Genomic DNA, 19,724 nt, shown 5'->3' with positions numbered 1-19,724 from the left:
TCAGGCCTCGGAGAATGCGTTCATCATGTGTTCGATATCGCTCAGGCCGTCGTCAGTCAGCGACAGGCCCTGCTCGTCCAGTGCCTGGGCGAACGCGCGCAACTCGGGGTGGGTGAAGATCAGCTGCAGGGGCATGTCCAGCCCAAGCTCCACGTTGATCCGTGATACCACCTGGGCAGCCAGCAACGAGTGGCCGCCCAGTTCGAAGAAGTTGTCGTTCAGGCCAACCCGGTCAACGTTCAGCAATTGCGCCCAGAGGCTTGCCAGTTGCTGTTGCCGCTCGGTCTGCGGCGCCTCGTAGGCGTGCTGCGACTGGCCCAGGTCAGGCATGGGCAGCGCCTTGCGGTCGAGCTTGCCGCTGGCGGTCAACGGCATGTCCGCCAGGGTCACCAGGCACGCCGGGATCATGTAGTGCGGCAGGCTGGCCCTGAGGTGCTGCTGCAACGCCAGGCGCAGGTCAGCGTCGTGGCCATCGGCCGGCACGGCATAGGCGCACAGTTGCTTGCCGCTGGGCAGGTCGATGGCCACCACGGTGGCTTCGCGCACGCCCGGGTGCGACCGCAGGCACTGCTCGATCTCGCCCAGTTCGATACGGAAACCGCGCACCTTCACCTGGTGATCAACCCGGCCGCGATAGGCCAGTTGGCCGTTTTCGTCGTAGTAGCCAAGGTCGCCGGTGCGGTACAGGCGGCCACCGCCTAGCGGGTCGAACGGGTCGGGGATAAAGCGCTCGGCGGTGAGCGACGGCCGTTGGTGGTAACCACGCGCCAGGCAGCCGGCACCGCCAATGAACAGCTCGCCAGGCACGCCGGTCGGGGTCGGTGCCAGGCACTCGTCCAGGGCATACAGGGTGCGGCCCGGTAACGCGCGGCCAATGGGCACACCGCCCTGGCCGATCTGCGCCGCAGTCATCTGCGAACAGTCGTAGGTGGTGGCGACCACGGTGGCTTCGGTCGGGCCATAGGTATTCAGCAGGCGCACCGCTGGCGGGCCATCGGCCAGCCAGGCACGCAAGGCGTCTTCCGGTACCGCCTCGCCACCGACATGAATCTGTTTCAGCCGGCCATAGGCCTCGGGGTTGCGCCGCTCCAGGGCCAGCACACGCCAGTAGGCAGCCGGCAGGTCGGCCACGGTCACGCCATGGCGGTTGATCTCATCCAGCAAGGTGGCCGTGTCCCATACCCGCGCGTCGCGCAGGACCACGCAGGCACCCTGGGCCAACGGCGGGAAGAACTGCTCGATGAACCCGTCGAAGCTGAAGGTGGCGAACTGCAGCACGCGGTCGTCCGGGCCCAGGCGCGAATACTGCGCAGCCACCTGGCAGAACAGCGACAGCGCGTGATGCTCGATAGCCACGCCCTTGGGCATGCCGGTGGAGCCTGAGGTATAGATCAGGTAGGCCAGGTTGTGCGGCGCAGCCAGGCTAGCCAGTGGCTCGGCGGGCCAGGCCTGCAGCCACTCGCTACCGGGCTCCAGCAGCACGCAGGGCAGTTGCCTGCCCGCTTGCAGGCGCTCACGCGAGGGCGCATCGGCCAGCAGCAGGCCGATGCCGCTGTCTTCGATCATCCAGGCCAGGCGCTCTTGCGGGTAATCCGGGTCCAGCGGCACGTAGGCGCCTCCGGCCTTGTGGATGGCGATCAATGCCAAGGCCATGCCCAGGCCACGCTCGACGGCCACGCCCACCAGGCGCTCCGGCCCTACACCCATGGCGCGCAGGCAGTGCGCCAGCTGGTTGCTGCGGCGGTCCAGTTCGGCGTAGGTCAGTTGCTGATCGCCGCAGACCAGCGCTGGCGCATCGGGCCGCGCCCGCGCCTGGCGCTGCAGCAGCTGGTGCGCGCACAGGCCGGTCGCCGCCTGGTGTGCCGGGTTCCAGCCGTAGACCAGTTGCTGGCGCTCGGCAGCGCCGAGCAAGCCCAGTTCACCGATGCAGCGCCGTGGCTCGGCGCAGATGGCCTCCAGCAGCGCCAGCCAGTGCCCGGCCATGCGTTCGATGCGCGCTGCATCGAACAGGTCGGTCGAGTAGTTGAACGATGCCGTCACCCCGTCGGATCGCTCCAGGGTGTTGAGCGAGATATCGTATTGCGCGCCCGGTTCCTGCAAGTCCTCTTCCTTGACCTGCAACCCGTGCAACGCATCGCTGGCGACCTGCTCGCCGAGGTCGCGCAGGTGGTTGTAGAGCACCTGGAAGAACGGGTTCACGCCCTGCTCACGGTCCGGGTACAACGCCTCGGCCACCTCGAGGAAGGGCACGTCCTTGTTGGCCTGGGCCTGCAAGGTGGTTTCCCTGACCGCCGCCAGCAGCTGCACGAACGGCTGGCTGCCATCGACGTCGATGCGGGCCACCACCACGTTGATGAAGAAGCCGATCAGGCCCTCCAGCTCCACACGGTTGCGATTGGTGACCGGCACGCCGATGTTGAGCGTGCCCTTGCGGCTGTAGCGCGCCAGCACGATGGCGTAGGCCGCCAGGAAGACATGGAACAGCGTGGCATTGGCGGCCAGGGCCAATGCCCGCAAACGCTCGCTGAGGGCCTGCGGCAGGCGCACGTCGAAGCGGCTGCCACGGTAGCTCCTGGCCTGCGGCCGAACGCGGTCGGCCGGCAGTTCGAGCACCTCGAAGTCGTCTTCCAGACGGGCCTTCCAGTAGGCGATCTGCGCCTGCATCTGCCCTTCGGCCAGCCACTTGCGCTGCCAGGCGGCAAAGTCGGCGTACTGCACCGGCAACGGTTCGGGGCTGTAAACCTGGCCGCTGGCGGCGGCGTTGTAGGCGGCGGCGAACTCGCGCACCAGCAGGCTCATCGACCAGCCGTCGGAGACGATATGGTGCAGGGTCAGCGACAGCAGGTGCTCCTGCTCATGCACCTTGAACAGACGTGCACGCAGCAGCGGACCGTGCGCCAGGTCGAACGGCACGAAGGCCTCGGCCTCCAACTTGCGCATCTGCGCGGCGTGGCCTTGGCCGCCGAGGTCTTCGAAACCAATCACCACCGGGGCTGCTGGCAGGATGCGCTGCCAGGGCAGGCCTTCGGTTTCCACGAACACTGTACGCAGCGATTCGTGGCGGGCCACTAGCGTGTCCAGCGCTGCCTGCAGCGCCGCACGGTCGAGGTTGCCCTGCATGCGCACCGCCATCGGCGTGTTGTAGGCCAGGCTGTGCGGGTTGAGTTTCCAGAACAGCCACTGACGGTGCTGCGAGCGGGACACCGGCAGGGGTTGCTGGCGGTCGAGGATTTCGATGGCCAGGCCGGCGCCCTGTTCAGCCTCGGCCACTGCCTGGGCGAAGCGCTGCAGGTCGACGGTGTCGAACAAGCTGCGCAGGGGAATATCCCGCCCCAACTGCTGACGTACCCGCGACACGGCCTGGGTGGCCAGCAGCGAATGGCCGCCGAGGGCGAAGAAGTTGTCGCTCAGACCCACCTGCGGCACGTGCAGCACCTCGGCCCAGATCTGCGCCAGCTGTATCTGCAGCGGGGTCTGCGGGGCCTGGTAGGCCTTCTGACTGGCGACCGGCTCCGGCAGCGCCTTGACGTCAACCTTGCCATTGGCGGTGACCGGCAGGTGCTCCAGCACCATCAGGTGGCTCGGCACCATGTGTTCGGGCAACAGGCCTGTGAGGGTGGCACGGATCGCGTCCTGCCAGGCCAGGCTGTCTGTCGGTTGCTGGCTGGGCACCAGCCAGGCGACCAGCTGCAGTTGCGGCGCCTGGCCATGGACGCGGACCAGGGCGTTGGCGACACCATCAAGTGCGCGCAGCTGGTTTTCGATTTCGCCCAGCTCCACGCGGTAGCCACGAATCTTCACCTGGCCGTCCACGCGCCCGGCAAAGTGCAGCCCGCGGTCTTGGCGCACCCAGTCACCGCTGCGGTACAGGCGCTGGCCATGGCTGCCGTTCGGGTCGGGGACGAAACGTTCGGCGGTGAGCGCGGGGCGGTTCAGGTAACCCCGGGCCAGGCCGGCACCACCAATGTACAGCTCGCCCTTGGCCTTGGCCGGCAGCGTCTGCAGGCAAGGGTCGAGCAGCGCAACACGAGTGTTGGCCAGCGGTTGACCGAGGCTGGCTTGCCCGTTCAGTTCGGCTACCAGTACGCCGACGGTGGTCTCGGTCGGGCCGTAGTGGTTGAACACCCTGAGCGTCGGCGCCAGCTCACGGACCTTGGCCAGCAGGCCCGGGCCGCTGGCTTCGCCGCCAAGCACCAGGCACTGCGCCGGCAAGGCCGAACGGCCAGCCGCCAGCATCGCCTCCAGGTGCGACGGCACGATCTTCAGCGCATCCACCTGGTGCTCGGCCAGATAGGCCGCGAAGCCTTCGGCATCCAGTACCTGCTCGCGTGACAGCAAATGCAGGGTATGGCCGCCGCACAGGGCACCGAACAGCATGGTGTGGCCAAGGTCCGCGGCCGGGGTCGAGACCTGCGCCATGCTGCGGATACGCTCGACCGGCAGACGCGCGGTGATGCCCTCGACATAGTTGGCCAGGGCCGCGTGGCTGATCGCCACGCCCTTGGGCTGGCCAGTGGTACCGGAGGTGTAGATGACATAGGCGAGGTTGCCCGGGGCCGGGGCGACACGGGTAGCGCTGCCGCTTGCCGATTGCGTCCAGTCCAGGTGCTGCACAACGTCGGGGAGTTCCGCCTGCCAGTCACCTGGCGCCAGCAGCAGCTGCGCGCCGCTGTCGCTGAGCAGGTAGGCCAGGCGCTCGGCGGGTTGCCCGGGCTCCAGTGGCAGATAGGCGCCACCGGCCTTGAGCACACCGAGGATACTGGCGAGCATGCCGACGCTGCGGTCAGCCAGTACGCCGACCAGCGTGTCCGGCCCGACCCCGGCTTCGACCAAGCGGTTGGCGACGGCCTCGGCGCGGCTGTCGAGTTCGGCGAAGCTGGCCTGCTCGCCCGCGGCCATTACCGCCCGGCGTTCGGGGTGACGGCTGGCGGCGGCGGCAAAGCGCTGGTGGACCAGCAGGGTTTCGCCAGCCCGCACAGGCCCGTCAATGGCAGCGGCCAGGCCGGGCAATGGCAGCTCGCCGACGGCGCCAACCGTTTCGTCGGCCAGGGCCTGCAGCAGGGCCAGCCACTGTTCGCCGAGGGTGGCGATGGTGGCCGCATCGAACACATCGGTGGCATAGGTGAACGCGGCATGGAGTTGCCCCGCTCGCTCGTACGTATCCAGCGCCAGGTCGAAGCGAGCGCTGTGCCTGGCCAGCGCGATCGGCGCCAGGCTCAGGCCGCTGCGGGTTTCGATGGCCTGCACATCGGCCACCTGCGCCTGGTGGTTGAACAGCACGCGGAACAGCGGGCTGTCGCTGCTGCGCGGCAGGTCCAGGGCCTCCACCAGCTGTTCGAACGGCAGGTCCTGGTGGCTTTGTGCGCCTACCGCAGTTTCGCGCACGCGCTGCAGCAGGCCGGCAATGTCCAGCAATGGGTCGATCTCGGTGTGCAGCACCTGGGTATTGATGAAGCAGCCGATAAGCCCCTGGCTTTCCGCTCGGTTGCGGTTGGCGATGGGCACGCCGACGCGGATCGCCGATTGGCCGCTGTAGCGCTGCAGCAGCAGCTTGAAGGCGGCCAGCAGGGTCATGAACAGGGTGACGTTGTGCTTGCGTGCCAGGCCGCGCAGGCGGTCGGCGACATCGGCGGCGATGACGAACGCGTGGCGCGCACCACGATAACTGGGTCGGCCCTGGCGGGTGCGGTCCAGAGGCAGCTCCAGCGGCGCATGGTCGTCGCCCAGGTGCGCCTGCCAATAGGCCAGCTGGCGTTCCTGCTCGCCGGCCTGCAGCCAGCTGCGCTGCCACAGGGCGTAGTCGCGGTACTGGATCGGCAGCGGCTGCAGGCCGGCATCGGTGCCGGCCACGGCGGCGTCGTAGAGGCGCAGGAATTCATCGATCAGCACATTCATCGACCAGCCATCGGCGACGATGTGGTGCAGGGTCAGCAGCAGGACGTGTTCCTGCGCGGCCAGTTGCAGCAGGCGCACGCGCAGCAGCGGACCGCTGGCAAGGTCGAACGGGGCCAGGGCTTCGGCTTCGGCGATGGTCTCGATGGCGGCCTGGCGGGCGCCCTCGTCCAGCTCGGCCAGGGCATCCTGGCGCAGCTGCAACGGGGCAGCGAAGTTGTCCACCTGCTGGCGGACGTCATCGCCGTCGGCGACGAAGCGGGTGCGCAGCGTTTCGTGGCGGGCCACCAGGGCATCGAAGGCCTGCTGCAGGGCGGCCAGCTGCAGTGGGCCGTGCAGGCGTACGGCCAGCGGCAGGTTGTACGCCGCGCCCTGTGGGTCAAGCTGCCAGAGGAACCACATGCGCCGCTGGGCATACGACAGCTGGTCACGCTCGGCTACCTCGACACCTGGCGCGATCGGCAGTACCGAGAAATCCATGCCCTCGCCTTGTATCGCCTTGAGGAACAGGCGGCGCTTCTCAGGAGCGAGCGCTATGAAGCGGCGGGCGAGCTGGAGGGTTTGATCAGCATTCATGTCGAGCGGTGTCCTGGCAGTCGAGCGGTAACTGTCAGACGAAGGCATGCGGGGCTGATTTAGGGGCGGCGGGTCATCGTCTTGAGGGAGGTGGCGCCAGGAAGACCGAGCGCCGCCCGCACGGCGCTTCGCGGGACAAGCCCGCTCCCACATTTGTTGCAACGTGCCGAACCTGTCAGGCCATGGTTGCCAGCCTTGGTGGGTTGACTGGATTTCTAAGTTGGCATTGCTGCCGCATCTCCTGTCTCAAGCCATGCACCCAGGCTGACAACGCCTCTCCCACAGGCATGGCCACGTTGCAACAAATGTGGGAGCGGGCTTGTCCCGCGAAGCGCCGCGCGGGCGGCGCTCGATCTCACAGGCGCCACACCTCTCAAGCCAGGCACATGGCAGGCACCACACCTCTCAAGCCAGGCACATGGCAGCCCTCACTCCCAAATCAGCCCTACACCTCGCTAGACCCCTGCGCCATTGCCACCACCACCTTGCGCTTACCGGTAAACGGCGACCGCGCATGGGCCGCGAGCATGTTGTCCAGCATCAGCACATCGTTCGCCAGCCAGGGGAAGCTGATGGTGCATTCATCCAGCACCCCGCGCACCTCATCGAGCAACGCATCCTCGATAGCGGTGCCGTCGGCGTAATACACATTTCGCGGCAGGTCTTCCTCCTCGACGATGTCCATCAACGACTCACGCACCTCTGGCTGCAGGTTCGACACATGGAACAGGTGCGCCTGGTTGAACCACACGTCCTCCCCGGTCAGCGGATGCCGCGCCACCACCTGGCAGCGCTGGCGGGTGCGCAATTCGCCGTCGTCCTTCCAGATGCACTCGATGGCATGCGCCCGGCAATAGGCCTCGACCTGGCGCGGGTCTTCCGTGTTGAACACCTGCGACCACTCCACATCCAGGCCGTTGCCGTAGTTGCGCACGTACATCAGCCCCTTCTCCACCAGCCGCTCACGAATCCGCGCCGGCATGCGCCGGTACACCTCGCGGCTGTCGGCAATCGGCGTCTCGCCTCCAGTCTCGGCGGGGATCACGCTGTAGAACCAGATCTTCATCGGCCATTCCAGGGTATACGCCTGCTCGTTGTGCAGGGGAATGCGCTGGTGCGCCGGGTATTCGGTGGAGGTGTACACGCCCTGGGTCACGTTGCTGCGCGGGGTAGAGCCGAACTCGTAGTTGAGCAGCGGGTGGCCAAAGGCCGCGGCGAACTGGCGGAAGGCTTCGGCGCCCGCCACCTCGAAGCCGCGGAACAGGATGCCGCCGGCCTGCAGCAGGTGGCGGTCCACCAGCGGCTGCAGCTCGGCAAACGCTTCCAGCAGGTCGATGCCCGGCTCCGGCGCGCGCACCAGTAACGGCAGGTTGCCGCGCACGGCGTCCAGGGGTTCGATCGCGAAGCTCAGCAGTTCACTCATGTCCGGTCACCTCAAGCCAGGGCCGCGTTGGCGGCGAAATCGGGATGTGCGCCATGGCAGCGCCTGACTAGATGAACGAGCGGCCCTGCGCGAAATTCACCAGCCCCGCAGCCGCAGGTAAAGCCAGGGCGCGCCGGTTCGTCTGAACGATGTGCCCCCTTTTATCGCCCAGGAACCGTACATGACTCGCCAGCTCCTGCTCCTCACCCTGCTCGCCGCTGCCCCGACCGCCTGGTCGGCGCAACGATGCGCCGTGGAAATCCATGGCACCGACCAGATGACATTCGACAAGCCCGCCATCAGCGTGCCGGCGGCCTGCAGTGCGTTCACGGTCACCCTCACCCATCCTGGCGCCATGCCTAAGAACGTGATGGGCCACAACTGGGTGCTGAGCACCCAGGCCGACATGCAGGGGGTACTCGACGATGGCCAGAAGGCCGGCGAGGTGCACGACTACATCCAGCCCGGCGACACCCGGGTGCTCGCCCACACCCGCCTGATCGGCGGCGGCGAGCAGGACAGCGTCACCTTCGATACCAAGCTGCTGAAAGCCGGTACCGCCTACAGCTTCTACTGCTCGTTCCCGTTCCACAGCACCCTGATGAAGGGCACCCTGACCCTCGGCAGCTGACCGAGCCCCACTCCACCAGCGAGATCACGCTTCATGAAAACCTCTTCTCCCGGGGCCATCCGCGAACTGCTGGGCCTGCTCCAACCCTACCGCATGGCAGTACTCGTCTCGGTGCTGCTGGGCATGCTCGGCGGCCTGGCGGTGACCGCCCTGCTGGCCACCGTCAACCAGGGCCTGCATGCACCGGGCGGCATGAGCCAGGGCCTGCTCCTGGCCTTCGCCGGCCTGTGCCTGCTGGCCCTGGTCAGCAGCGTAGCCGCTGACAGCGGCACCAACTACGTCGGCCAGAAGGTCATCGCCCGGCTGCGCAAGGACCTCGGGGCCAAGGTGCTGTCGGCACCCATCGAGCAGATCGAGCGCTACCGCAGCCACCGCCTGATCCCGGTGCTGACCCGCGACGTCGACACCATCAGCGACTTCGCCTTTGCCTTCGCCCCGCTGGCCATCTCGCTCACCACCGTGTCCGGCTGCCTGGCCTACCTGGCGTGGCTGTCGTGGCCGATATTCCTCATTACCCTGGCGGCGATCGGCATCGGTAGCGGCGTGCAGTACATCGCCCGGCAAAAAGGCGTGGCCGGCTTCAACGCCGCGCGCGATGCCGAAGACAACCTGCAGAAGCACTACTCGGCCATCGCCGAAGGCGCCAAGGAGCTGCGCATCGACCGCCGTCGCCGCCACGCCATGCTGACCCGCAACATCCAGGGCACCGCCGACTTCATCGCCAGCACGCATATCCGCGCCATCAACATTTTCGTCGTGGCCAAGAGCCTGGGTTCGATGCTGTTCTTCGTGGTCATCGGCCTGACCCTGGCCTTGCAGTCGCTGTGGCCCAGCAACGACCCGGCGGTGATGAGCGGCTTCGTGCTGGTGCTGCTGTACATGAAAGGCCCACTGGAAACCTTGATCAGCAACCTGCCGATCCTCGGCCGTGCCCAGGTGGCGTTCCGTCGCATTGCCGACCTGGCCGAGCGCTTCTCGTCGCCCGAGCCACACCTGCTGCTGGAGCCACCGGCCAAACGCACCGCCCCGGCCAGCGCCCACCTGGCGCTGCACAACGTCGAGTACAGCTACCCAGCGCTGGACGGCCACGAACCGTTCCGCGTCGGGCCGGTGAACCTGAGCATCGAGCCGGGCGAGATCCTGTTCATCGTCGGCGAGAACGGCTGCGGCAAAACTACCTTGATCAAGCTGCTGCTGGGCCTGTACACCCCGCAGCGCGGCGAGGTGCGCCTGAATGGCAAGGCCGTCGACCCAGAGGGGCTGGACGACTATCGCCAGCTGTTCACCACGGTGTTCGCCGACTACTACCTGTTCGACGACCTGCCCGAGCACGAACACAGCCTGCCCGGCGATGCCACGCGCTACCTGGAACGGCTGGAAATCGCCCACAAGGTGAGCGTGCGCGATGGCACCTTCAGCACCACCGACCTGTCGACCGGGCAGCGCAAGCGCCTGGCGCTGGTCAACGCCTGGCTGGACGGGCGACCGGTGCTGGTGTTCGACGAATGGGCAGCGGACCAGGACCCGACCTTCCGACGGGTGTTCTACACCGAACTGTTGCCAGACCTGAAACGCATGGGCAAGACCATTATCGTGATCTCGCACGACGACCGCTATTTCGATACGGCGGACAAACTGGTGCAGCTCAGCCGGGGGAAGGTAGTCACTGCCCTGGAGCCGGCGTGAGAGGTGGCATGGGCGGTTTGCCAGCGCTTTCTATAATCACCCTATAATCACTCTATAATTCGCTATAAACTGCTCCTCCCAGGCAACCTATAATCCATCTATAGTCGGTCTATAATCGGCTATAGATTCGCATGGAGGTGCAGCAATGCGTGAAACCGTCTACCACCGCCCGGCGCTCGCATCCCGCCTGTCGCAGTTGATCCTGCATGTCGCCGTGGGCAGCGCGGCAAGCTCCGGCGTCTTTCTCGCTGCGCCACGGCGCACCGGCAAATCCACCTTCGCCCGTGAGGACCTGCGCCCCGCCCTCGAAGCTGCAGGGGCGATCGTGCTGTATGCCGACCTGTGGAAAGACCTGACCAAGGATCCAGGCCAGGTCATCGTCGAAACGGTGCGTGACGCGGTGGGTCGTAACGAAGGCTTCATCACGCGCCTGGCGAAGGCGTCCGGCATGGAAAAGGTCACGGTTGGCGGGCTGAATTTCAGCCTGGACAAGATCGGCCTCGGCCAGGACATCGACCTGACCAGCGCCCTGGTGGCACTCTCCGATGAGTCGCACAAGATCATTGTCCTGATCATCGACGAAGCCCAGCACGCCATCACCACGGAAGCCGGCACAGCCGCCCTGTTCGCCCTCAAGGCCGCCCGGGACGAGCTCAACAGCTCGAAGCACCATGGCCTGCGCATCGTTTGCACAGGTTCGAACCGGGACAAGCTGGCGATGCTGCGCAACAGCAAGGACCAGGCATTCTTCGGCGCCTCGATGGTGCAATTCCCGACGTTGGATCAGGACTTCATCGACTGGCTTTGTGCCAACATCGACCTGCCCTGCACGCTTGACCCAACCGAGGTATTCCAGCTGTTCAGGGAAAGCGGCTACCGCCCGGAACTGTTGGGCGCCGCAGCGGATGAAATCCGCTTCGACTTCAGCATCGAGCCCCAGGCGATTCCGGCGCGGTTCAGCGAACTGGTCCGGGCCCAGGCCGATGACTTGAACGCAAGCCTGAAAAAGGTGATCCACAGCCTCACCCCGATCCAGTCCGCAGTGTTGCGTGTAATGTGCGTCAAAGGTAACGACTATGCACCGTTCGAGGCCCCTACCCTGGCCTTGTATGCCAAGGCGATGGAGCTGGCAGGCATGGCCGCAAATGAAGTGAAGGCCGAGGTGCCGGGGGTACAGCAGGCACTCATCGCCCTGCAGGAAAAGCACCTGGTATGGAAAGCCTCACGCGGGGTATATGCGGTAGACGAACAGGTGATCGTCGATATCGTGCGGGCCGATGGCCTGCTGCAGGGTCTTGCCTGAGCAGCCTGGAACTGCACAGGGGGCTGCACGACAGCCCCCCAGGCGGGAATCAGAACAACCAGCGATACAGCAGATAGGCCACCAGCACCGCCAGCACCGGCCGTAGCACGCGGTAGGCCTTGGGGTTGGCGCGCTTGAACTGCTTCACCTGGGCACTGATACGGTTGCTGAAGCGCTTGCTCCAGGCATAGGCCTGGTTGATCCCGCCTACGCGCTCGTCGTCGGTGTTCTGCGGTGCGGTAGCACGGCCGAGGAAGGCGCTGACCTTGCGGTTGATGCGGGTCATCAGAGGGCTGCTCAGCGGGCGTTCGATGTCGCAGAACAGGATCACCCGGGTAACGTCGGTCTCGTTCTTCACCCAATGCACGTAGGTTTCGTCGAACATCACATCCTCGCCATCACGCCAGGCGTATTCCTCGCCATCGACATAGATGCGGCAGGCGTCGGAGTTGGGCGTGGACAGCCCCAGGTGGTAGCGCAAGGAACCGGCGAACGGATCGCGGTGCGGGTTCAGGTGGCTGCCACCCGGCAGCAGGGCAAACATCGCGCCCTTGACGTTGGGGATGCTGCTGACCAGCTCGACGGTACGCGGGCAGAGGGTTTCAGCCGAGGGCAGCGGCTTGTCGTACCACTTCAGGTAGAAGCGCTTCCAGCCTTTCTTGAAGAACGAACCGAAACCGGCATCGTTGTCCTTTTCGGCGGCGCGGATATAGCCTTCGTCGAACAGGCGCATGGCCTCTTCGCGGATTTCCTGCCAGTTGTCCTTGAGCACATCCAGCTCGGGGAAGCGCTGGCGATCCAGGTAAGGCTTGGACGGCACGCCGGAAAACAGGTACATCAGGCTGTTATAGGGGGCGAACAGCGCCGAATGGTTGACGAACTGGCGCAACACCGGCAAGCGAGCCTTGCCGCGCAGGTGCACGAACAGCACGCTGCCGAAAAACACCAGCAGGACACCCGCCTTGGCTGCAAAGGAAAAGGTCATGCTTTCACTCCTTGAGGAAGAGACAGCGCCGTGGGCCTGCACTCCTGTAAATCATCCTGCCATCATAAACCGCTGCCGCCGCTGTAAAAATAACCCCGGCGGCAACTCATTGATGAAAATTTTGCAATGAACCCGGCCAACGAACGTTGCGCCGGGTCAGCGACAGGCCATTTATTGCTGGTTTTCCTGCTCGCTGAACATGTCGCTGAACAGCATGCTCGACAGGTAGCGCTCGCCAGAGTCCGGCAAAATCACGACGATGGTCTTGCCCTGCATATCCGGCTTTTCGGCCAGGCGCACGGCCGCCGCCATCGCCGCACCACAGGAAATACCGCAGAGAATGCCTTCTTCCTGCATCAGGCGGATAGCCATGGCCTTGGATTCCTCATCGGTCACCGTCATCACCTGGTCGACCATCGACAGGTCAAGGTTCTTCGGCACGAAGCCGGCGCCGATGCCCTGGATCTTGTGCGGGCTGGGCTTGAGTTCCTCGCCGGCCAGGGTCTGGGTAATCAGCGGGGATGCCAGTGGTTCCACGGCCACGGACGTGATCGCCTTGCCCTGGGTCTGCTTGATGTAGCGCGACACGCCAGTGATGGTGCCGCCGGTGCCGACGCCGGCCACCAGCACGTCCACCGCGCCATCGGTGTCGTTCCAGATTTCCGGGCCGGTGGTCTTCTCGTGGATCGCCGGGTTGGCCGGGTTTTCGAATTGGCCAGGCAGGAAATACTGGGCCGGGTCGGAGGCGACGATTTCGTTAGCCTTCTCGATGGCGCCCTTCATGCCCTTGGCCGGGTCGGTCAGCACCAACTCGGCGCCCAGCGCCTTCAGCACCTTGCGCCGCTCCAGGCTCATCGAGGCGGGCATGGTCAGCATCAGCTTGTAGCCACGGGCAGCGGCGACGAAGGCCAGGCCGATGCCGGTATTGCCCGAGGTGGGCTCGACGATGGTCATGCCCGGCTTGAGCTTGCCGCTGCTTTCGGCGTCCCAGACCATGTTCGCACCGATGCGGCATTTGACCGAGTAACCCGGGTTGCGCCCTTCGATCTTGGCCAGGATGGTCACGCCGCGCGGGGCGATGCGGTTGATCTGCACCAACGGCGTGTTGCCGATGGAATGGGCGTTGTCGGCAAAGATACGGCTCATGGCAGGGGTCCTTGGCATGAAAACGAGCGGGGAAAGACTTCAAGGGTAAGCCCGAGCCGGTAGCCCGTAAAGCCTGTTCGAACTCAGCGAGTGGCGTTGCGGTCAACCGCACATGCTGCCTTGGAGACACTCCGATGAGAGCCCGTTATCGCTGGCCGTTGTTCGGCCTGGCCAGCCTGATCGCGCTGTTGCTGGCGCTGCACCTGGCCCTGCCCTACCTGGTGCGCGACTACCTCAACGACAAACTGGCCGACATGGGCGACTACCGTGGCCAGGTGACCGACGTCGACCTGGCCTGGTGGCGTGGTGCCTACCAGATCAACGGGTTGAAGATCGTCAAGACCACCGGCAAGGTACCGGTGCCGTTTCTCGACGCCCCGCTGATCGACCTGTCGGTGAGCTGGCACGCCCTGTGGTATGACCGCGCAGTGGTGGCTGAAGTGGTGTTCGACCGGCCCGAACTGAACTTCGTCGACGGCGGCAACAAGCAGAACTCACAGACCGGCCAGGGCACCGACTGGCGCCAGCAACTGGAGAAACTGCTGCCGATCACCCTCAATGAGGTACGCATCGACGAAGGCGTGCTGACCTTCCGCAACTTCAACTCGAAGCCGCCGGTCAACCTCAAGGCCACCCAGCTGAACGCCAGTATCCGCAACCTCACCAACATCCGCGACGAACAAGGCCGACGCGACGCCAGTTTCGATGGCACGGCGCTGATGGTGGACGATGCCAAGGTGGAAAGCCGCGCCACGTTCGACCCGTTCAGCAATTTCGACGATTTCGAATTCCGCCTGCGCGCCACCGGCATCGAGCTGCGCAAGCTCAATGATTTCGCCAGTGCCTACGGCAAGTTCGACTTCAATGCCGGGCACGGTGACGTGGTGATAGAGGCCGAGGCCACCAACGGCCGCCTGAACGGCTACATCAAGCCGCTGTTGCGCGACGTGGATGTGTTCGACTGGCAGCAGGATGTCGAAGAAAAGGACAAAGGCTTCTTCCGCTCGGTCTGGGAGGCGTTGGTGGGCGCGACCGAGACGGTATTGAAAAACCAGCCGAAGAACCAGTTCGCGACCCGCGTGGAATTGAGTGGCAGCGTACGCAAGCAGGACATCAGCGCGTTCGAGGCGTTCCTGCAGATCCTGCGCAACGGGTTTATCCAGGCATTCAATGCGCGCTATGAGCGTGACGCGCCAGATTCTGACCGAGGCTGAAGTGACGGAGCATTCAGGGACTGAATACCCGGTCTGCGTTTCCAGCCGGCAAACCCCGCGTTATAGTCGGTGACAGATCAAGAACAGTTGTCGGGCCATTCGCGGGCGTGCCGGCGAAGAGGCCCCTACAGGCTTACAAAAGAGGACATGCCCCATGAAGTTCGAAGGCACCCGCGACTACGTCGCCACAGACGACCTGAAACTGGCGGTAAACGCGGCCATCACCCTCGAACGCCCCTTGCTGGTCAAGGGCGAACCCGGCACCGGCAAGACCATGCTCGCCGAGCAGCTGGCCGCCTCGTTCGGCGCACGGCTGATCACCTGGCACATCAAGTCCACCACCAAGGCCCACCAGGGCTTGTACGAGTACGATGCGGTCAGCCGCCTGCGCGACTCGCAGCTGGGCGTGGACAAGGTCCACGACGTGCGCAACTACCTGAAAAAAGGCAAGCTCTGGGAAGCTTTCGAGGCCGAAGAGCGGGTGATCCTGCTGATCGATGAAATCGACAAGGCCGACATCGAGTTCCCCAATGACCTGCTGCAGGAACTCGACAAGATGGAATTCTACGTCTACGAAATCGACGAGACCATCAAGGCCAGGCAACGCCCGATCATCATCATCACCTCCAACAACGAGAAGGAACTGCCAGACGCCTTCCTGCGCCGTTGCTTCTTCCATTACATCGCCTTTCCCGACCGCACCACCCTGCAGCAGATCGTCGATGTGCACTACCCCAACATCAGCCAGGCCCTGGTCAGCGAAGCGCTGGATGTGTTCTTCGACGTACGCAAGGTACCAGGCCTGAAGAAAAAGCCGTCCACCTCCGAGCTGGTCGACTGGCTCAAGCTGCTGATGGCCGACAACATTGGCGAAGCGGTACTGCGCGAACGCGACCCGACCAAGGCCATCCCGCCGCTGGCCGGGGCCCTGGTGAAGAATGAGCAGGACGTACAGCTGCTCGAACGCCTGGCCTTCATGAGCCGGCGCGGCAACCGCTGACGGGAGCCGGGCCATGCTGCTCAACCTGTTCAATGAAATGCGCGCGGCCAAGGTGCCGGTGTCGGTGCGCGAACTGCTCGACCTGCACCAGGCCCTGCAGAAGCACGTGGTGTTCGCCGACATGGACGCGTTCTACTACCTCGCCCGCGCCATCCTGGTAAAGGACGAACGCCATTTCGACAAGTTCGACCGGGCGTTCGCGGCCTATTTCAAGGGCCTGGAAAACCTCGACCGGCACATCGAGGCGCTGATCCCCGACGACTGGCTGCGCAAGGAGTTCGAGCGCTCGCTGAGCGACGAAGAGCGCGCGCAGATCCAGTCGCTCGGTGGTCTGGACAAGCTGATCGAGGAATTCAAGAAGCGCCTCGAAGAACAGAAGGAACGCCATGCTGGCGGCAACAAGTGGATTGGCACCGGCGGTACCAGCCCGTTCGGTTCGGGCGGTTTCAACCCCGAGGGCATCCGCGTGGGCGAGGCCGGCAAGCGCCAGGGCAAGGCGGTGAAGGTGTGGGACCAGCGCGAGTACAAGAACCTTGACGACCAGGTCGAGCTGGGTACGCGCAACATCAAGCTGGCGTTGCGCCGGCTGCGCAAGTTCGCCCGCGAAGGCGCCGCCGAGGAGCTGGACATCGACGGCACCATCGACCACACCGCACGCGATGCCGGGCTGCTGAACATCCAGATGCGCCCCGAGCGGCGCAACACGGTCAAGCTGCTGTTGCTGTTCGACATCGGTGGTTCGATGGATGCCCACATCAAGGTCTGCGAAGAGCTGTTTTCGGCATGCAAGACCGAGTTCAAGCACCTGGAGTACTACTACTTCCACAACTTCGTGTACGAGTCGGTGTGGAAGAACAACCTGCGCCGCACGTCGGAGCGGTATTCCACCTTCGACCTGCTGCACAAGTACGGCGATGACTACAAGGTGGTGTTCGTCGGCGACGCGGCCATGGCGCCCTACGAAATCACCCAGCCGGGTGGCAGCGTCGAGCACTGGAACGAAGAAGCCGGCTACGTGTGGATGCAGCGCTTCATGGAGAAATTCCGCAAGATCATCTGGATCAACCCTTACCCGAAGCAGGCCTGGGACTACACCGCATCGACCCATCTGGTGCGTGACCTGATCGAAGACAAGATGTACCCGCTGACCTTGCAAGGGTTGGAGGAAGGGATGCGTTACCTGTCCAAGTGATGTTGCCAGTGCCGGCCCTTTCGCGGGGTAAACCCGCTCCCACAGGTCCCGCACAGGCCTCAAGGCTTGCGCCGTACCTGTGGGAGCGGGTTCACCCGCGAAGAGGCCGGCACAGGTCTCAAGGCTTGCGCCGTACCTGTGGGAGCGGGTTTACCCCGCGAAGAGGCCGGCACAGGCCTCAAGGCTTTCGCCGTACCTGTGGGAGCGGGTTTACCCCGCGAAGGGGCCGGCACAGGCCTCAAGGCTTGCGCCGTACCTGTGGGAGCGGGTTTACCCCGCGAAGGGGCCGGCAGCCTTATCGCCAACGGTCCAGGTATGCCTGCTGCTCCCGCCAGGCCTCGTCCTGCACCACCGCCCTGAAGCGCACCGCTGCTCCCGGCATGCACTGCGCCAGCTGTGCCAGCGCCAGCGGCGTCAACGCCCCCAGCCGCGGATAACCGCCAATGGTCTGCCGATCATTGAGCAACACGATCGGCTGCCCGTCCGGCGGCACCTGCACCGCGCCCAGCGGGATACCCTCGGAAATCATCGGCGCCCCCTGATGGACCAGCTGCGGCCCCAGCAGGCGAATGCCCATGCGGTCGGCGCGGCTGTCCAGCGTCCACTCGCGATTGAACGCCTCGAACAGGCTGGTACCGCTGAACTCGCCAATCTGCGCGCCCATCACCAGGTCGAGCACTGGCTTTTGCAGGTATTGCGGCCGCAGCACTGGCGGTACCTCGCGCAGCGTCGTTGCGCTGCCGGCGAAGGTCAACAACTGGCCGTTGCCAAGCGCAGCCCCGCAGCCATCGATACCGCCCAGTGCTTCGCGCACAACCGTGGCACAACTGCCCAGCACATCCTCGCCCAGGAACCCGCCCGGTGCAGCGAGGTAGGTCCGCACGCCCTGCTTCGGTTGTTTCAGCGTCAAGCGCTGCCCCTTGCTCAACACAAAGCTGCGCCAGGGTGCCAGCGGCTGATCATCGACACGCGCATCCAGGTCGGCGCCGGCCAGCGCCAGCACGCAGTCCTGTTCGGCCACCACGCAGAAACCACCCAGCGTCACCTCCACCACAGGCGCAGCGAGGGGATTGCCCAGTAGCCAGTTGGCCCAATACATCGCCACCCAGTCCAGTGCCCCGCCCTGGGTCACGCCCAGGTGGCGCACGCCGAAGCGTCCGCCATCCTGCAACTGGCACAGCGGCGTGCTGGCCTCGATCTGCAACTGCTTCATCCTTGCGCCTCCACATCACCGCCCAACGCCACGAACTCGCTGCGCGAAACCGGCACGAAGCGCACCCGGTCGCCGGGTTGCAACAGGCTGTAGCCCTCGCGCTCACGGTCGAACAGGCGCACCGGGGTACGCCCGATCAGGTTCCAGCCACCCGGGGAAACCGCCGGGTAGGCTGCGGTCTGGCGCTCGGCAATGCCGACACTGCCGGCCGCCACGCGCTTGCGCGGGGTACTCAGGCGTGGGCTGGCCAAGCGTTTGTCAACCAGCCCCATGAAGCCGAAGCCAGGGGCGAACCCCAGGGCGAACACCGGGTACTCACGGGCGCTGTGCAAGCGGATCACCTCGGCTTCACTCAAGTCGCTGCGGGCTGCCAATACCGGCAGCTCCGGGCCTACGCTGGCGTCGTACCACACCGGGATTTCATGCCGCCGACCGGCGCTGCCCGCATCAGGCTGCAGGCCCTGCAGCGCCTGGTTGATCAGCGCCCTCGCTTCAGCCGGTGGCAAGGCGAACTGCACCATCAGCGTGGTATAGGACGGCACCAGGTCCAGCAGGTGCTCGCCGAACGCCGCGCGCAAGCGCTGGCTGGCAGCAAGCAGCCAGGGCATGTTGGCCTCGTCGATCCGTTCGAACAGGCGCACCATCAGGCTGTCGACGGCTACCACTTCTATCCGCGGGTTCATGGCGACTCCAGCGCTTCAAGGGCCTGGCGAATCTGCCGTACCGCCGCTACCGAGCTGTCGTTGTCACCGTGCACGCAGAGGGTGCTGGCTTCAAGTTGCACCGCGCTGCCGTCGTCGGCCACCAGCGTTTCGCCACGGGCAAGACGCACCGCCTGCGCCACAACCAATGCCGGGTCGTGGTGCACCGCGCCGGGCAAGCGCCGCGACACCAGGTGGCCGCTGGCGGTGTAGGCGCGGTCGGCGAACGCCTCGAACCACAGCGGCACGCCGATTTCATCGCCCAGCGCCTGGGCTGCGTGGTTGTCGGCGGTGGCCATCAGCATCAGCGGCAGGTCGTCGCCATAGGCCGCCACGGCCTCCAGCACGCTGCGCAACTTGAGCGGGTCGGCCATCATGTCGTTGTACAGCGCGCCATGGGGTTTCACATAAGCCACGCGGCCACCCTGCACCTTGCAGATCCCGTCCAGCGCACCGATCTGGTAGTGCAGCAGGTCGCGGATTTCCTCTGGGCTGCAGGCCATGGAACGGCGACCGAAGCCGACCAGGTCCGGGTAGGCCGGGTGTGCGCCAATGGTGACCCCGTGCTCCAGCGCCAGGGCCACGGTGCGGCGCATGATGCCAGGGTCGCCGGCGTGGTAGCCGCAGGCGATGTTGGCGCAATCGATAAACGGCATGACTTCGGCATCCAGGCCCATGCGCCAGCTGCCGAAACTCTCGCCCATGTCGCAGTTGAGTAGCAGGCGTTTCACCGCTCGGCCTCCCATGTGGTTGTTCATATGC

Annotated in this window: 13 protein-coding genes; 6 read left to right on the top strand and 7 right to left on the bottom strand. The window is 65.2% G+C overall.

The annotated features are described in order from the left end of the window. Complete coding sequence (locus ACVWZT_RS15560; protein WP_457470159.1) at positions 1-6,468, bottom strand: amino acid adenylation domain-containing protein; 6,468 nt, start codon at positions 6,466-6,468, stop codon at positions 1-3. A 445-nt stretch (positions 6,469-6,913) separates the two neighbouring features. Beyond that, a complete protein-coding gene (locus ACVWZT_RS15555) occupies positions 6,914-7,891 on the bottom strand; it encodes a TauD/TfdA family dioxygenase (protein WP_457470157.1) in 978 nt (325 codons plus the stop codon). A 181-nt stretch (positions 7,892-8,072) separates the two neighbouring features. Here ACVWZT_RS15555 and azu point away from each other — a divergent pair, with 181 nt between their 5' ends. The 3 genes from azu (at position 8,073) to ACVWZT_RS15540 (ending at position 11,511) form a co-directional block, all read left to right on the top strand. Next, a complete protein-coding gene (gene azu / locus ACVWZT_RS15550) occupies positions 8,073-8,522 on the top strand; it encodes an azurin (RefSeq protein WP_457470155.1) in 450 nt (149 codons plus the stop codon). Positions 8,523-8,555: 33 nt separating this feature from the next. Beyond that, positions 8,556-10,208 carry a cyclic peptide export ABC transporter gene (locus ACVWZT_RS15545; RefSeq protein WP_457470153.1) on the top strand — a complete coding sequence of 551 codons (1,653 nt, stop codon included), beginning with the start codon at positions 8,556-8,558 and terminating at the stop codon, positions 10,206-10,208. A 145-nt stretch (positions 10,209-10,353) separates the two neighbouring features. Beyond that, positions 10,354-11,511, top strand: a complete 1,158-nt coding sequence (locus tag ACVWZT_RS15540) for an ATP-binding protein (protein ID WP_457470151.1) — start codon at positions 10,354-10,356, stop codon at positions 11,509-11,511. A 49-nt stretch (positions 11,512-11,560) separates the two neighbouring features. Here ACVWZT_RS15540 and ACVWZT_RS15535 read toward each other — a convergent pair whose 3' ends face one another. Beyond that, positions 11,561-12,496, bottom strand: a complete 936-nt coding sequence (locus tag ACVWZT_RS15535; RefSeq protein ID WP_225778809.1) for an aspartyl/asparaginyl beta-hydroxylase domain-containing protein — start codon at positions 12,494-12,496, stop codon at positions 11,561-11,563. A 171-nt stretch (positions 12,497-12,667) separates the two neighbouring features. Next, entirely contained in the window at positions 12,668-13,642 is a 975-nt protein-coding gene (gene cysK / locus ACVWZT_RS15530) for a cysteine synthase A (protein WP_457470148.1), read from the bottom strand. A 134-nt stretch (positions 13,643-13,776) separates the two neighbouring features. On the opposite strand from cysK, the gene ACVWZT_RS15525 reads away from it, so the two are divergent. From ACVWZT_RS15525 to ACVWZT_RS15515, 3 genes are all read left to right on the top strand, one after another. Further along, on the top strand, positions 13,777-14,856 hold the full coding sequence (locus ACVWZT_RS15525; RefSeq protein ID WP_457470146.1) for a DUF748 domain-containing protein: 1,080 nt from the start codon (positions 13,777-13,779) through the stop codon (positions 14,854-14,856). Between the two features lie 154 nt (positions 14,857-15,010). Beyond that, positions 15,011-15,856: an AAA family ATPase gene (locus ACVWZT_RS15520; protein ID WP_225778812.1), complete on the top strand. Its 846-nt coding sequence runs from the start codon at positions 15,011-15,013 to the stop codon at positions 15,854-15,856. Positions 15,857-15,869: 13 nt separating this feature from the next. Next, complete coding sequence (locus ACVWZT_RS15515; protein WP_186687825.1) at positions 15,870-17,048, top strand: vWA domain-containing protein; 1,179 nt, start codon at positions 15,870-15,872, stop codon at positions 17,046-17,048. A gap of 295 nt (positions 17,049-17,343) precedes the next feature. Here ACVWZT_RS15515 and ACVWZT_RS15510 read toward each other — a convergent pair whose 3' ends face one another. Genes ACVWZT_RS15510 through ACVWZT_RS15500 form a run of 3 tightly spaced genes read right to left on the bottom strand, consistent with a single transcriptional unit; the run spans position 17,344 to position 19,720 of the window. Next, positions 17,344-18,261: a 5-oxoprolinase subunit C family protein gene (locus ACVWZT_RS15510; RefSeq protein WP_457470143.1), complete on the bottom strand. Its 918-nt coding sequence runs from the start codon at positions 18,259-18,261 to the stop codon at positions 17,344-17,346. Continuing rightward, positions 18,258-18,944, bottom strand: coding sequence for a 5-oxoprolinase subunit PxpB (gene pxpB, locus ACVWZT_RS15505; RefSeq protein ID WP_457470141.1), 687 nt, complete (start codon positions 18,942-18,944; stop codon positions 18,258-18,260). Before pxpB ends, ACVWZT_RS15510 begins: the two co-directional genes overlap by 4 nt. Continuing rightward, on the bottom strand, positions 18,941-19,720 hold the full coding sequence (locus ACVWZT_RS15500; protein ID WP_296233290.1) for a 5-oxoprolinase subunit PxpA: 780 nt from the start codon (positions 19,718-19,720) through the stop codon (positions 18,941-18,943). Before ACVWZT_RS15500 ends, pxpB begins: the two co-directional genes overlap by 4 nt. Positions 19,721-19,724 lie beyond the last annotated feature (4 nt).

Source organism: Pseudomonas sp. TE21394 (assembly GCF_054057835.1).
The sequence above is the reverse complement of the archived record's forward strand: the minus strand, read 5'-3'. Positions and strand labels throughout refer to the sequence as shown.